9 protein-coding genes are annotated in these 14,758 nt (G+C 71.2%); all 9 read left to right on the forward strand.

The genetic code is table 11. From position 1 onward, the window contains the following. Nucleotides 1–82: 82 nt before the first annotated feature. Nucleotides 83–1,582, forward strand: coding sequence for a sugar transferase (locus tag AC31A1_RS03425; protein WP_489651797.1), 1,500 nt, complete (start codon nt 83–85; stop codon nt 1,580–1,582). Between the two features lie 70 nt (nt 1,583–1,652). Further along, nucleotides 1,653–2,969, forward strand: a complete 1,317-nt coding sequence (locus AC31A1_RS03430; protein ID WP_489651747.1) for a nucleotide sugar dehydrogenase — start codon at nt 1,653–1,655, stop codon at nt 2,967–2,969. Then, entirely contained in the window at nt 2,959–4,224 is a 1,266-nt protein-coding gene (locus AC31A1_RS03435) for a glycosyltransferase family 4 protein (RefSeq protein WP_489651748.1), read from the forward strand. Before AC31A1_RS03430 ends, AC31A1_RS03435 begins: the two co-directional genes overlap by 11 nt. Continuing rightward, nucleotides 4,221–5,603 carry a Wzz/FepE/Etk N-terminal domain-containing protein gene (locus AC31A1_RS03440; RefSeq protein WP_489651749.1) on the forward strand — a complete coding sequence of 461 codons (1,383 nt, stop codon included), beginning with the start codon at nt 4,221–4,223 and terminating at the stop codon, nt 5,601–5,603. The genes AC31A1_RS03435 and AC31A1_RS03440 overlap by 4 nt, the downstream gene beginning before the upstream one ends. Beyond that, a complete protein-coding gene (locus AC31A1_RS03445; protein ID WP_489651750.1) occupies nt 5,600–7,120 on the forward strand; it encodes a Wzz/FepE/Etk N-terminal domain-containing protein in 1,521 nt (506 codons plus the stop codon). The genes AC31A1_RS03440 and AC31A1_RS03445 overlap by 4 nt, the downstream gene beginning before the upstream one ends. Nucleotides 7,121–7,122: 2 nt before the next feature. Then, nucleotides 7,123–9,057 carry an asparagine synthase (glutamine-hydrolyzing) gene (gene asnB, locus AC31A1_RS03450; RefSeq protein ID WP_489651751.1) on the forward strand — a complete coding sequence of 645 codons (1,935 nt, stop codon included), beginning with the start codon at nt 7,123–7,125 and terminating at the stop codon, nt 9,055–9,057. Nucleotides 9,058–9,072: 15 nt separating this feature from the next. Continuing rightward, a complete protein-coding gene (locus tag AC31A1_RS03455; protein ID WP_489651752.1) occupies nt 9,073–11,262 on the forward strand; it encodes a bi-domain-containing oxidoreductase in 2,190 nt (729 codons plus the stop codon). After that, nucleotides 11,259–13,217 carry a heparinase II/III family protein gene (locus AC31A1_RS03460; RefSeq protein WP_489651753.1) on the forward strand — a complete coding sequence of 653 codons (1,959 nt, stop codon included), beginning with the start codon at nt 11,259–11,261 and terminating at the stop codon, nt 13,215–13,217. Before AC31A1_RS03455 ends, AC31A1_RS03460 begins: the two co-directional genes overlap by 4 nt. Further along, the gene (locus AC31A1_RS03465) at nt 13,214–14,758 is read left to right on the forward strand and encodes a right-handed parallel beta-helix repeat-containing protein (protein ID WP_489651754.1); all 1,545 of its coding nucleotides are present in this window, start codon (nt 13,214–13,216) and stop codon (nt 14,756–14,758) included. Before AC31A1_RS03460 ends, AC31A1_RS03465 begins: the two co-directional genes overlap by 4 nt.

Genomic DNA, 14,758 nt, shown 5'->3' on the forward strand with positions numbered 1-14,758 from the left:
GTGCGGGGGGCGGGGACCCTCCGCAGGGGGCGAAACAGTGTGAGGCAGCGACGCCGAAACACTGGGGACCTTGGGGGGTTCTGTGCGGCAGGGGGGAATACTCGGCCCTTTTCCGTCGGCGCGCGAGCGTCTGGCGAACGGGGCGATCAGCCAGCCCGCGACCGATTGGGAACAGCGGTACCGCCGTACCGTGATCATCAGCGACACCGTGGCCACCGCCTTCGTGGTGGCGTCGATCGGCGACTTCTTCGGAGCCCGGGACGCGGCCAACTGGCATGAGAAGTGGGGGATTCTCGCCTTCGGCACCCAGCTGCTGGTGCTGGGGGCGCTCGCGGTGAGCCGGTCGTGGGCTCCGGCCGTGCTCGGCCAGGGTGCCGAGGAATTCCGTCGGCTCGGACGCTCGCTGTTCACGGCGACCGTCGTGCTGGCGCTCGGCGGGATCGCCCTGACCTCGCGCAACATCAAGCTCTGGATCTTCGTCGCGATCCCGGCGATCGCGCTCGTCACGATGACCGAGCGGTATGTGCTCCGTCTCTGGTTGCACAAACAGCGCAACGAAGGACGCTGCCTGAGACCGGTGCTCGCCGCCGGGAGCCCGGCAACCGTGCGCGACCTGATCAACCGCACCCGCAAATTCCCGCACCTCGGCTGGCGGGTGGAGGCGGTGTGCACGACGGACGGCCGTGGGATCGACGGCGAGCAAGGCGGCCTGGACGGTGACCATTTGGACGGAGTGCCGGTCATAGGTCTGCTGGAGGACGTCGCCAAGCACGTCCGCCACGACGGCTACCGTGTCGTCGCGGTCACACCGGACCCGCACTGGTCACCGGACCGGCTGCAGCGGCTCGCCTGGAACCTCGAAGGCAGCGACGCCGAGATGATCGTGGCCCCCGTGCTGATGGAGGTGGCCGGTCCACGGCTGCACGTCGACGCGGTGCTCGGGATACCGCTGCTACGGGTCAGCATGCCGACCTTCACCGGAGGCCGCCGGGCGATCAAGGGGGTCGTCGACAGGCTGGGCGCCACGATCCTGCTGCTCGTGTTCGCGCCGCTGATGATCCTCGTCGCGCTGTTCGTGCTGATGGACACCCGGGGCGGGGTGTTCTACCGCCAGCGCCGGGTCGGCAAGGACGGCCACGAGTTCACCATGCTCAAGTTCCGCAGCATGGTCGCCGACGCACACCGGGCACGCGCCGAGCTGGCCGACCGCAACGAGGGCGCGGGCCTGCTGTTCAAGCTCCGCCGGGATCCACGGGTGACCCGGGTGGGAGCGGTGCTGCGCCGGTACTCGCTCGACGAGCTCCCGCAGCTCTTCAACGTGCTCACCGGATCGATGTCGCTCGTCGGCCCGCGGCCTCCGCTACCGGAGGAGTCCGCCGCGTACGGCCCGGACATCCGAAGACGGCTGCTGGTCAAGCCCGGGCTCACCGGCCTGTGGCAGATCAGCGGACGCAGCGATCTGTCGTGGGAGGAGGCGGTCCGCCTCGACCTGCGGTACGTGGAGGACTGGTCGCTCGCCCTGGACACGGTGATCTTGTGGAAGACGCTGCGTGCGGTGCTCTACGGGCAAGGGGCCTACTGATGCGCGGGGGTCGTCCGACCGACGCGCGGACCGCAGGCCGCAAGGGCCTGACTGGGGGGAGAGACGGGGCATGAGAGTCAGCGTTTTCGGGCTCGGCTACGTGGGCTGTGTGTCGGCCGCGTGCCTGGCCAGCATGGGGCACGAGGTCATCGGGGTGGACGTGAACCAGGTGAAGGTCGACCTGGTCAACGACGGCAAGGCCCCGGTGGTCGAGGAGCGGATCGGCGAGCTCATCGCCGAGGTCGTGCGGACCGGAGCGCTCCGCGCCACCGGTGACGTCCGCGAGGCGATCATGGGCAGCGAGATATCGCTGGTCTGCGTGGGCACCCCGTCGGAGCCCAACGGCAGCCTGTGCACCACGTACTTGGAGCGGGTCACCGAACAGATCGGCGCCGCGCTCGCCGAGCGGGGCGGGCGGCAGACCGTCGTGTTCCGCAGCACCATGCTCCCGGGCACCTGCCTGAACCTGCTGGTGCCGATCCTGGAGAAGAACGTCGGCGGCACGGCCGGGGCGGACTTCGGGGTCGCGGTCAACCCGGAGTTCCTGCGCGAGGGCACGAGCGTGCAGGACTTCTTCGACCCGCCCAAGACCGTCATCGGCGAACTCGACCCGGCCAGCGGCGACGCGGTGGCGGCGCTCTACGACGGCCTGTCCGGCGAGGTGTTCCGGGTGCCGATCCCGACCGCCGAGGCGATCAAGTACGCGGACAACGCGTTCCACGGCCTCAAGATCGGCTTCGCCAACGAGCTGGGCTCCGTGTGCCAGGCGCTCGGCGTGGACTCGCACCAGGTGATGGACGTGTTCCTTGCCGACCGCAAGCTGAACATCAGCCCCGCCTACCTGCGGCCCGGCTTCGCCTTCGGCGGTTCCTGCCTGCCCAAGGACCTGCGCAGCCTGGTCCACGCGGCGCAGCGGGCCGACGTCTCCGTGCCCATCCTCTCCCACGTGCTGGCCTCCAACTCAGACCATCTGCAGCGTGCGGTGGACCTGGTCGAACGCACCGGGAAGCGCCGGGTGGGCCTGTTCGGGCTGTCCTTCAAACCCGGCACCGACGACCTCAGGGAGAGCCCGCTCGTCGAGCTGGCGGAAAGACTCTTCGGCAAGGGCTACGACCTCAAGATCTACGACGCCAACGTGAGTCTCTCCCGGCTGCTCGGCGCGAACCGCGAGTACATCGAGAGCCGGCTGCCGCATCTCGCGCAACTGCTCGCCGACTCCGTCGACGAGGTGCTGGAGCACGCCGAGGTGTGCCTGGTGGGGACCAAGGATCCGGCCGTGCTGGCGGCGCTGCCCCATGCGGGCGGACCGGCGATCGTCGACCTCATCCATCTTCCCGACGCCGACGCGCGCCGGAACGAACCGGGGTACATGGGCCTTGCCTGGTAACGCAATCAGCCGCGACGGCTCGAACCGACGCGCGCTGATCCTGGTGGAGAACCTCTCGGTGCCGTTCGACCGGAGGGTGTGGCAGGAGTGCACCACCCTGCGCGACGCGGGCTGGGAAGTGCACGTCATCTGCCCCCAAGGGGAGAAGCGGGACACGGAGCCGGAGGCGGTGATCGACGGGGTGCGGATCCACCGGTACCCGTTGCGCGCGGCCACCGGAGGACCGGCCGGCTACCTGCGGGAGTACGGAACGGCGCTCTGGCACACGGTCCGGCTGGCCCGCAAGGTCGGCCCGGTCGACGTGGTCCACGCCTGCAACCCGCCCGACCTGCTGTTCCTGCCGGCGCTGTGGCTGAAGCGGCGCGGCGCGCGGTTCGTCTTCGACCAGCACGACCTGGTGCCCGAGCTGTACCTCTCCCGGTTCGACCGCGGCGAGGACCTGCTCTACCGCGCCGTGTGCGCGCTGGAGAGGCGGACCTACCGGGCCGCGGACATCGTGCTCGCCACGAACGAGAGCTACCGGGACGTCGCGCTGCGCCGCGGCGGCAAGCGGCCGGAGGACGTCTTCGTGGTGCGCAGCGCGCCCGCGACCGACCGGTTCCAACCGGTGCCGCCGGAGCCGGAGTTGAAGCGCGGCAAGCCCCATCTGCTGTGCTACCTCGGCGTCATGGGCCCCCAGGACGGCGTCGACTACGCCCTGCGGGCCCTGGCGAAACTGCGCGACGAGCTCGGGCGGACCGACTGGCACGCGGTCTTCGTCGGCGCCGGCGACGCCTTCGACGCGATGGTGGAACTGTCCCGGCAACTCGGTCTCGCCGAGCAGGTGCAGTTCACCGGGCGCATCCCGGACGCCGACCTGGTGCGCTACCTGTGCACCGCGGACGTGTGCCTTTCCCCCGACCCGTGCAATCCGCTCAACGACGTGTCGACCATGAACAAGGTCCTGGAGTACATGGCGATGGGACGGCCGATCGTCTCGTTCGACCTCCGGGAGGCGCGCGTCTCCGCCGGCGACGCCGCCGTCTACGCGCCCGCCAACGACGAGGCCCAGTTCGCGAAGCTGATCGCGCTGCTCCTCGACGATCCGGAGAAGCGGGCCCGGATGGGAAAGACCGGCCAGGAGCGGATCAGCGGACCGCTGTCCTGGGAGAACTCGCAAGCGTCACTGCTCGCCGCCTATGCCGCCGCCTGCCGGGACCAAGCCCCGGTGTCGGCGGGTGGGCCGGTCCGTACGGGGAAGAGGCCGCACCATTGAATGAGGACACGATCCGTCTGGTCACGATCGGACGGATTCTCCGTCGGCGCTGGCGGCTCCTCGCCGTCCTCGCCGTAGCGGGCGCGCTCTTCGGCTACGGCACCTCGGTGCTGCTGTTGCCGCCGCGGTACACGGCGGCGGCATCGGTCCTGCTGCCGGGCCAGTGGGACGAGCGCGAACTGCTGACCCAGGTGGACATCGCGACCAGTTCCGAGGTGGCCGACCGCGCGGCCGCCACGCTCGGCTGGAAAGGCGTCAGCGGCGCCGACCTGCAGAACCGGGTCAGCGCCAAGGCCGACGACGGGAACATCATCAAGATCTCCGGTACGGCCGACACCCCGGAGCGCGCGCAGCGGCTCTCCGACCAGATGGCCCAGCAGTTCGTCACCTTCGCCGTGCGCGTCGCGGGCGGCAGCATCGACCCCGCGGCGGCCACGGAGACGGAGGCGCTGCGGAAGCAGGTGGCGGACACCAACCGCCGTATCACCGACCTGGCCGGTGCGGCCGATCCGGGGCAGACCGTGGAGAGCGTGCAGACCCGCACTGAACTGGAGGGGCTGCGCACCGCGCTGCAGGACGCCATGAAGAAGCTCGAAGAGGCCGCCCCGTCGGCCACCAGCAAGGCCAACATGGTCGTCATGGGGCCGGCGCCCCGGCCGACCGGCGCGGCGGCGCCGACGAGGACGCAACTGACCGTCGGCGGGGCGCTGTTGTTCCTCCTGCTCGCGGTCATCGGCCATCTCGCCGCCGCACGGGTGAGCCGCCGGCCGCGCACCGAGGCGGAGATCGCCGCGGCGCTGGGCTCGCCGCTCCTCGGCACCGTCGACGTACCCGGTGAACGGAGCGGGCACGAGCCGGAGAGCCGTGGCCCAAGGTCCCGGATCCGTCGGCTTCTCGGAGTCGACACCCGGTGGGACGTACCGATCCCGCAGAGGTCCGGCGACGAGGCCGACAGGCGGATCCGCTACCGGCGGGTGTGCGCTCGCGTGAGGGACCGACTGCCCGCCCCCCGGCGGCTGCTGCTCGTCGTACCGGAAGGAGACGAGGTCGCCCGCCGGGCCGCGGGGCAGCTCGTCGCCGAGGCCACGGGCGATCCGCTGCTGCGGGTGGTGGAGGCGTCGGTGGACCGGCCGGTCGTGCCGGACCGCGACCGCGACACGGAGTCCGGTGCCCTGGTCGTCGTCGGCGCGGGCAGCCGGACCGCGGACGAACTCGCGGACATCGCCGAGGCGTGCGCGGACGGCGGCCACGAGGTCGTCGGTGTCGTCGTCGCCGGCACGGTACGCACCACCCGTCCGAAGCGGACCACCAGCCGTCCGGCGGACGAGGCCACCTTGACGTTCGCGGTGCACGGCCACACGACGGGAGGTTCGGCGTGATGACGAGCACGACTTCGGAGTCGTCGGCGACCACTCCGCTCCTCGACGTGCAGGCGCTGGTGGTCGCGGTCCGCAGACGCCGCCGGCTCTGGTCCGCGATGGCACTGCTCGGACTGCTGATCGGCGCGGCCGTGGCGGTCCTGCTGCCGCCGGCACCGGCCGCGGTGACCAAGGTGCTGGTAGCGCATCAGGAGGACCAGCCGAACGACACCGGAACGCTGATCCGCACCGACGCCCAGCTGCTGGCGACCTCGCGGATCGCCGGCCAGGCCCTTCGGATCCTGAAGTCCCCGGAAAAAACCGAGGACTTCATGAAGGACTACCGGGGCACCGGACTGACCAACAACGTCCTTGAGATCGATGTGACGGGCAAGACCGACGCGGAAGCGGTGGCCCGGGCCAAGGCACTGGCCGAGGCGTTCGTCGCGGACCACGCCCAGCGCATCCGGGCCATCGCCGACGCCAACGCCCAGGGCCTGCTCGACCAGCGTGCCCGAATACAGGCCGAGCTCGCCGACGTCAACAAGACGATCGCCGGCCGGACGCCCGACACCGACCCGAAGGACTCGGCGAACCTCGAATCGCTCTTCGCCCGGCGGGCCGAACTCACCTCACAGATCTCCGACTTCGGCCAGCGCGCCGAGGAGGCACGCGTCGGCGCTCCCCAGCTCGTCGCCGGCACGCAGATCGTGGACGCACCGCACGCGGTACGGCACTCCCTGCCCAAGGCCGCCGTCACCGACGCCGTGATCGGACTCGTCCTCGGGCTGGTCCTCGGGCTCGCGCTGGCCGCGGTGGGCGTGGTGGTGGCGGACCGCCCCGTGCTGCGCCGGGACATCGCCGCGAACCTCGGCGCCTCGGTCATCGCGGAACTGCCCCGGCGGTCCGGCAGGCTGTGGCAGCGCCGACGGACCCGGGTGGCACGCGAACGGCTCACGACGACACTGGCCCGCACCGCGCGCGGCTCGGCGGAACCGCTGTCGCTGCTGGAACTCGGCTGCGCGCGCAGCACGGCCGTGATCGCCCTCGGTCTCGCCCGGGCACTGGGGGAGGACGGGCCGGTGACCGTCGTCGACGCTCTCCCCGGCACGCAGCTCTCGGGCCGCCGCCCGAAACCGGGAGACCCCACCGTGGTCGGCGGCGAACACGCCGCGGCCGTGTCGCCTCAGGAGCAGCGGATCGGCGTCGGCTCGGTGGCGCCCGGCACGGCGTGGACCGACCTCCAGCACCTCGGCTCCCGGACCGTGCTCGTCGTCCGTGCCGGGCACGGCAGCGCCGCATGGCTGCACACCGTGGCCCGGCAGCTCGCGGACCAGCGCATCCCGGTGATCGGTGTGGTGCTGATCGATCCCGATCCGCGCGACCGGACCGACGGCACGCTGTGGGACGGGCTGGCCAACGCGCTGCGCGGCCAGAGCGAGCGGCCGACCTGGCAGAACACGACAGGCCGGCGGCTCACGGAACGGCAGCCGATGCGGGCCGCACGGGTCCCGGACAACGACCAGGAGGTGCGGTAGACGTGTGTGGCATCGCGGGCACGTACCGATGGCCGGACGGCAAGGCCGTCACCGACCGGCTCACCGACACCCTCGCCCACCGCGGCCCGGACGGCGCGGGCCGCTACGGCCACCCCCTGGGTGACGGCGAAGTGCAGCTCGGGCACCGCCGGTTGTCCATCATCGACCTGTCCGAGACCGGCGCCCAGCCGATGGTCTCGGACGGCCTCGCCCTGACGTACAACGGCGAGCTGTACAACGCGCCCGAACTCCGTGCCGAACTGGCGGCCACCGGGGTGCGCTTCCGCGGTACCTCGGACACCGAGGTACTCCTGGAGGCCTGGCGGCGCTGGGGCACGGACTGCCTGCCCCGGCTGCGCGGCATGTTCGCGTTCGGCGTCTTCGACGAGCGGACCGGTGAACTGGTGCTGGTCCGCGACCAGTTGGGCATCAAGCCGCTGTTCCTGCTCCGGCGCGGCGAGGGCCTGATGTTCGCCTCCGAGCTCAAGGCGCTCGCCGCCGCGACCGGCAAGTCGCTGGAGGTGGACCACGCGGCACTGGTGGCCTCCCTGCTCTACTACTGGGTGCCGGACTCCCGCTGCGCGTTCCGCGAGGCGGAGAAGCTGCCGCCGGGGAGCTGGCTCCGGTGCCGGCCCGACGGCCGGGTGGAACGCGGCCGGTTCTGGAACCTGAAGGACGTCGCCGCCGAGGGCCGGGACCGGGCCCTGGCCGGCGAACGGCCGGACCTCGACGCCGTCGTCGAGGAGTCGACCCGGCGCCACCTGCTCTCCGACGTACCCGTGGCGACCTTCCTCTCCGGCGGCCTCGACTCCAGCTATCTCACCGCGCTGGCGGCCCGCCACCAGCCCGGGATCTCCGCCTACACCATCGGCTTCCGCGCCGAGGACGCCAAGTTCGAGGCGATGCCCGACGACCTGCGCTACGCCCGGCAGGTGGCGGAACAATTCGGCGTCGACCTGCACGAGATCGAGATCGCCCCGAACGTGCTCGACCTGCTGCCGCAGATGACGTACAGCCTGGACGAGCCGATCGGCGACCCCGCCGCGATCAACACGTACCTGATCTGCCAGGCCGCACGGGAGGCCGGAGTCAAGGTGATGCTCTCGGGGATGGGTGCCGACGAGCTGTTCGCGGGGTACCGCAAACACCTGGCCAACCTGCTCGCGCTGCGTTACCAGCGCGTCCCGCGGCCCCTGCGCCGTGGGGTGTCCGGGGTGGTGGACCGGCTGCCGGTCGCCACGTCCCGCCGGGGGTACCGGTCGGTGCGCTTCGCGAAGCGGTTCCTCTCGTTCGCCGATCTGCCGGAGGAGACCGCGTTCCGGCGCAGCTACACCATGTACGACCAGGACGAGTTGCTCGCCCTGATCGATCCGGACCTGGCCGGGACGGTCGACGACGTGCTGACCGAACATGCGGACGTCTACCGGGACAACGACCTCGACGACTTCGTCAACCGCATGTGCCTGACCGACGCCCGGATGTTCCTGCCGGGCCTCAACCTCGCCTATACGGACCGGTCGAGCATGGCCGCGTCGACCGAGGTGCGGGTGCCGTACGTGGACGTCGAGGTGGTCAAGGCGGCGTTCGCCGTGCCCGGCGATCGCAAGATCGTCGGACGGCAGGGCAAGGCCGTCCTCAAGGAGGCGGCCACTTCGATCCTGCCCCGGGAGATCGTGTACCGGCCCAAGGGCCTGTTCAGCGCCCCGCTGCGCGCCTGGATGAGCCGGGACCTGGCACCGCTGGTGCGCGAGGTGGTCAACGACGGCCTGCTCGTCAGCTCCGGGCTCCTGCGCCGCGACGCGCTGGCGCGCATGGTCGCCGAGGACGCCGCCGGACAGGCGGACTACTCCAAGCATCTGTGGCACGTACTGACCCTTGAGTACTGGTATCGCGACGCGACCTCTGGCTCCGCCCAGAGCGCTCGGACGACGGCTTAGAAAACAGGAGTTCTGGTGAAGCAGGTTGTACAGAACTACAAGAGCGGCGAGCTGGCGGTGCTCGACGTTCCAGTACCGGGGTGCAAGCCGGGCGGTGTGCTGGTGCGCAGCGCCTACTCGCTGATATCCACCGGCACCGAACTCATGAAGGTCTCCGAGGCCGGCATGTCGATGCTGGGCAAGGCCCGCTCAAGGCCGGACCAGGTGGCCAAGGTCATGCAGAGCGTGGCCACCAACGGGGTGCCCGCCACCTACCGCAAGGTGATGGGCAAGCTGGACTCCTACACACCGCTGGGCTACTCGCTGTGCGGGGTGGTCGAGCAGGTCGGCGCCGGGATCGACGACGTGAAGGTCGGCGACCTCGTGGCCTGCGCGGGCAACGAGCACGCGCTGCACGCCGAGCTGAACTGGGTGCCGAAGAACCTCTACGCCCCGGTTCCCGACGGACTCGCCCCGCGGCACGCGGCCTTCGGCACCGTCGGCTCGATCGCCATGCAGGGCGTCCGCCAGGGCGAGCCGCAGCTCGGCGAGGTGGCGCTGGTCATCGGCCTCGGACTGATCGGGCAGCTGGTGGTCCAGCTGCTCACCGCCGCGGGAGTCCGCGTGGTCGGCGCCGACCCCGACCCGACGCGCTGCGACCTCGCCGAGCGTCTGGGCGCCGCGGCCTGCGGCGACCCCGCTTCCCCGGCCGTGGAGGCGGCCGTCGCCGAACTCACCGGCGGCCACGGCGTGGACCAGGTGTTCCTGGCCGCCGGCGGCGGCAGCAACCAGCCCGTCGAACTGGCCGCCCGGCTCGCACGGGACCGCGGCCGGGTCGTCGACATCGGCAAGTGCCGCCTGGACCTGCCGTGGAACGCGTACTACGAGAAGGAACTCGACGTCCGCTTCTCGCGCTCCTACGGCCCCGGGCGCTACGACCCGTCGTACGAGCTGGAGGGACGCGACTACCCGATCGGCTACGTGCGCTGGACCGAGCGCCGCAACCTGGCGTGCTTCCTCGATCTCCTCGCCCGCGGTCGCGTCGACGTGGAGCCCCTGGTCTCCCACATCGCCGACTTCGACGACGCCGTCGAGACGTACCAGAGCCTGAAGGACGGCGAACTGAAGGCCGTGGCCGTGCTGTTCCGCTACCCCGAACAGGCGGAGGAACAAAGGGAGTCGGCGGCCCCGGAGGTGTCCGTGCCCGAGGTGCGACGCAGCGGTAAGACCGTCGCCCCGGTCCGGTCCGCCAACGCGCCGGTACGTGTCGCGTTCGTCGGCGCGGGCAACTACGCGACGTCGATGCTGCTGCCGCACCTGGCCCGGCGCGAGGGTGTCGAGCTGTCGACCGTCGTCACCACGACGGCGCTGTCCGGGGCCAACGCACAGCGGAAGTTCGGCTTTGCCGAGGCGACCACCGACCTCGATGCCGTCCTCGGCGACAAGTCCGTCGACGCGGTGTTCGTGGTCACCCGGCACAGCTCTCACGCCGAACTGACCCGGCAGGCACTGCTGGCCGGCAAGACGGTGTTCGTGGAGAAGCCCCTGGCCCTCACCGAGGACGAGCTGGCCGGCGTACTCGCGGCGGTGGAGGAGTCCGGCAACGACCGGCTCCAGGTGGGCTTCAACCGCCGCTTCGCACCGTTGCTGACGGAGGCCAAGGAGCGGTTCGGCGCCCGGACCGGTCCGGCGAGCCTGCGCTACCTGGTCAACGCGGGCAAGCTCCAGCACGGCAGCTGGTACCTCCAACAGGGCGCCGAGGGCTCGCGGTTCGCCGGCGAGGGCGGACACTTCATCGACACGGCGAGCTGGCTCCTCGACGCCGACCCGGTCTCGGTGTACGCGACGGCCGCGCCCGGCAACGAGGATCTCCAGGTCGTCCTGCGCTACCCGGACGGGTCCACCGCCACCATCAGCTACGTCACCACCGGCGCACCCGGCTTCCCCAAGGAGACGCTGGACCTGGTCGCGGACGGCAAGGTGCTGCGGCTCGACGACTTCGTCCGCGCCTCCGTCCACGGCAGCAAGAAGTGGGTCAGCTCGCGGCTGCCCAAGGCCCGGGACAAGGGCCAGAACGCCGAACTGGCCGCGTTCATCAAGGCAGTTCGGACCGGCGGACCGATGCCGGTGCCGCTGGAGTCGCTGGTCGCCACCACGGCGGCCACCCTCGCCGTGCGGACCGGCCTGGCCGGCGGCGCGCCGGTGACGTTGGCGAGGACGCCATGACCATGAGCGCGGGCTGGTACCTGCGCCGGCTGTCCCGGATGGGCCCGCGAGAGGTAGCGGGCCGGTCGGGCGACGCCGTGCGCAGGTGGCGCTGGCGGTCGGCGCCGCCCGACTGCCCGAGCGTCACCGGCGCCCGCTTCACCGCCGTCCTGCCCGCGGGGACGATCGCCGAGGTGCCGCCGGACGCCGCGAAACGCCTCGTCGCCGAGGCGGACCAACTGATGGCCGGTCACGCCGAGTTCTTCGGGGTGGTCCGCGACGACCTCACCGACCCGGACTGGTTCTACGACCCGAAGACCGGGCGCCGGGCCCCGTCGGGCTACGCCTTCGACGTGCCGTACCGCGACGAGGACGTGGCCGGGGACGTCAAGCAGATCTGGGAGCCGTCCCGGCACCAGTACCTCACCGTGCTCGCCGCCGCCTACGCGGTCACCGGGGACGAGCGGTACGCCGAGCGCGTCGCCGGGCACCTGCGGTCGTGGTGGACGGCCAACCCGCCGCTACGCGGTGTGCACTGGATCAGCGGCATCGAGCTGGGCATCCGGCTGCTGTCCTGGGTGTGGATCCGGCGGCTGCTCGACGGCTGGCCGGGCGCGGCCGAGCTGTTCGAGGACAACCCGGTGGCGCTGAACCAGATCTGGCACCACCAGCGCTGGCTGGCCGCCTTCCCCAGCCGGGGCTCCTCGGCGAACAACCACGTCATCGCCGAGACCGCCGGACAGTTCGCCGCGGCCTGCGCGTTCAACTGGTTCCCCTCCTCGGCGCGTTGGCGGTCCGGCGCGCTGCGGTCGCTGGAGCGGCAGCTGCGCGCCAACACCTTCGACTCCGGCCTCAACCGCGAGCTGGCCACCGAATATCACGGACTCGTGCTGGAACTCGGCCTGGCCGCGGTGGCCGAGGCGGATGCCGCAGGCGTGCCGGTGCCCGAGTCGCTCCGGCTGGTGCTGCTGCGGATGACCGACGCGCTCGCCGCCGTAGTGGACAACCGACTGCGACCGCCCCGCCAGGGGGACGCGGACGACGGCCACGGCCTGATCCTGGACGGTGCGGGCAGCGACCGCTGGGCCTCGCTGCTCGCCACCGGCGACGCCGTGTTCGGCCGGCTCGCCTGGTGGCCGACGGAGACCGGCACCGATGTGCGCACCCCGCTGCTGGCCGCGCTCATCCGGCCGTACGCGAAGAACGGAACCGCCCGTCCGGCGACCAGGCCCGCCCACTTCGCCGACGCGGGGCTCACCGTCCTGCGCGGTCCGGAAGAGATCTGGTGCCGCTGCGACGGCGGTCCGCACGGCTTCCTGTCCATCGCCGCGCATGCCCACGCCGACGCGCTGTCCGTGGAGGTCCGGCACGACGGGGTGGACGTGCTCGCCGACCCGGGGACGTACTGCTACCACGGGCAGCCCGCGTGGCGGCAGTACTTCCGGTCGACCCTCGGCCACAACACCCTGCAACTGGACGGCGGTGACCAGTCCGTCTCCGGCGGCCCGTTCCTGTGGACCCGGCACGCCCGCACCCGCGTCCTGGACGTGGACAACTCCGTTGAAGGGGTGGCCCGTTGGGCCGCCGAGCACGACGGCTACCAGGGATCGGTGCACCGCCGCCGGGTGGAACTGACGGCCGCGAGCCGGGAGTTGCGGTTCGTCGATGAGGTCCGCGGCCCACGCCGGGCCGTGCGCCTGGCATTTCACCTCGGCCCGGAGATCGCCGCGGACCTGGCCGGGCACCGGGCGGTCCTCACCTGGACCCGGGACGGCGAGGACCGCTCCGCCGTGCTCGACCTGCCGGGGCAGCTGTCCTGGCAGGCGCATCGCGGCGAGACGGACCCGCCGCTGGGCTGGTACTCCGCCGGATTCGGGCGCAAGGAACCCACCACCACGCTGGTCGGCACCGGCTTCGCCGACGGCGCGGGCGCGTTCACCACCGTGCTCGGGTTCCGCGGCCAGGGGGGCGTGTGAGGATCAACAGGCGGCATTGGGCGTTGGCGGCGGCACCGCTGGCGCTGGCCCTGCTGACGGCGACCGGCTGTGAGAGCACGTCGAGCGCCCCGGCCACGACGAAGCCGGCCGCCGCGCCGTCCACGGCCACGTCCGCCGCCCGGACCGTGGCCCGGGTGTGCGCCAACCCCGCGGCCGGGCCGGCGAAGGCACCGGCGGGCGCGGTGACCGTCGACCCCGCTGTGGTCGGTGACCTGGCGGCGAAGACCAAGAGCAGCCCTCCGAACACCACGTTCTGGCTCCGACCCGGCAAGCACAGGCTCGACCCGGACCGCTACGCCCAGGTCATCCCCAAGAAGGGGGACCGCTACCTCGGTGCGCCGGGCGCGGTGGTCGACGGCCGGAAGAAGAACCAGTACGCGTTCACCGGTAACGCCCCCGATGTCACCATCCGCTATCTGACGGTGCAGGGTTTCGTCGCGCCGCAGGACGAGGGCGTGGTCAACCACGACTCGGCCGACGGATGGGTGATCGAAGACGCCACGATCCAGAACAACTCCGGCGCCGGGCTGATGGCCGGTGCCCGCCAGCAGGTCCGTGACAGCTGCCTGCGCGACAACGGCCAGTACGGCATGAACGCCTACAAGGGCAACGGCCGCATCACCGGCCTGGTGGTCGAGGGCAACGAGATCACGGGCAACAACACCGGTGACTGGGAGCGGCGCAAGGAGGGCTGTGGCTGCACCGGAGGCATCAAGTTCTGGGCGGTCAACGGCGCCGACATCAGCGGGAATTGGGTGCACGACAACCGCGGAACCGGGTTGTGGGCGGACACCGACAACAACGACTTCCGCATCGAGAACAACGTGATCGAGGCCAACGACGGCGCCGCACTGATCTACGAGACCAGCTACAACGCGGTCATCCGGGACAACACGATCCGGCGGAACAACTGGGTCGAGGGCCGCAAGGCGGCCGACGGCGGCGACAACTTCCCGTACGCGACCGTCTACCTGTCCGAGTCCGGCGGCGAACCACGGATCAAGGCCCGTACCGACAAGATCGAGATCTACCGGAACGTGCTGGAGAACAACTGGTCCGGAATCACCCTCTGGGAGAACGCCGACCGGTTCTGCAACAGCCCGGCCAACACCTCGTCCGGCGACTGCACGCTGCTGGTGAAGAAGACGAGCAGTTGCGTGCGACCGGCGATCGCCAAGACACCCCTCTACTCCGACTGCCGGTGGAAGACCCAGCGGGTGGACATCCACGACAACCGTTTCGTGCTCGACGAGTCCGTCGTGAAGTGCACGGAGATGTGCGACCGCATGGCGGTGCTGTCCAACTACGGCACCTATCCGGACTGGTCGCCGTACAAGGGCGAGCAGGTGGCCGACGCCATCACCGGGAAGCAGCACAACCGCTGGCACGACAACGTCTACGTCGGGCCGTGGAAGTTCGTCGCCGAGGACCAGAGCCGGGTGCTCGACTTCGGGCAGTGGCAGGCGACGCCGTACCTGCAGGACAAGGGCAGCACCCTCGACCTACAGGCCGGTGGCTGA

The organism is Streptomyces sp. P5F9, assembly GCF_057961495.1.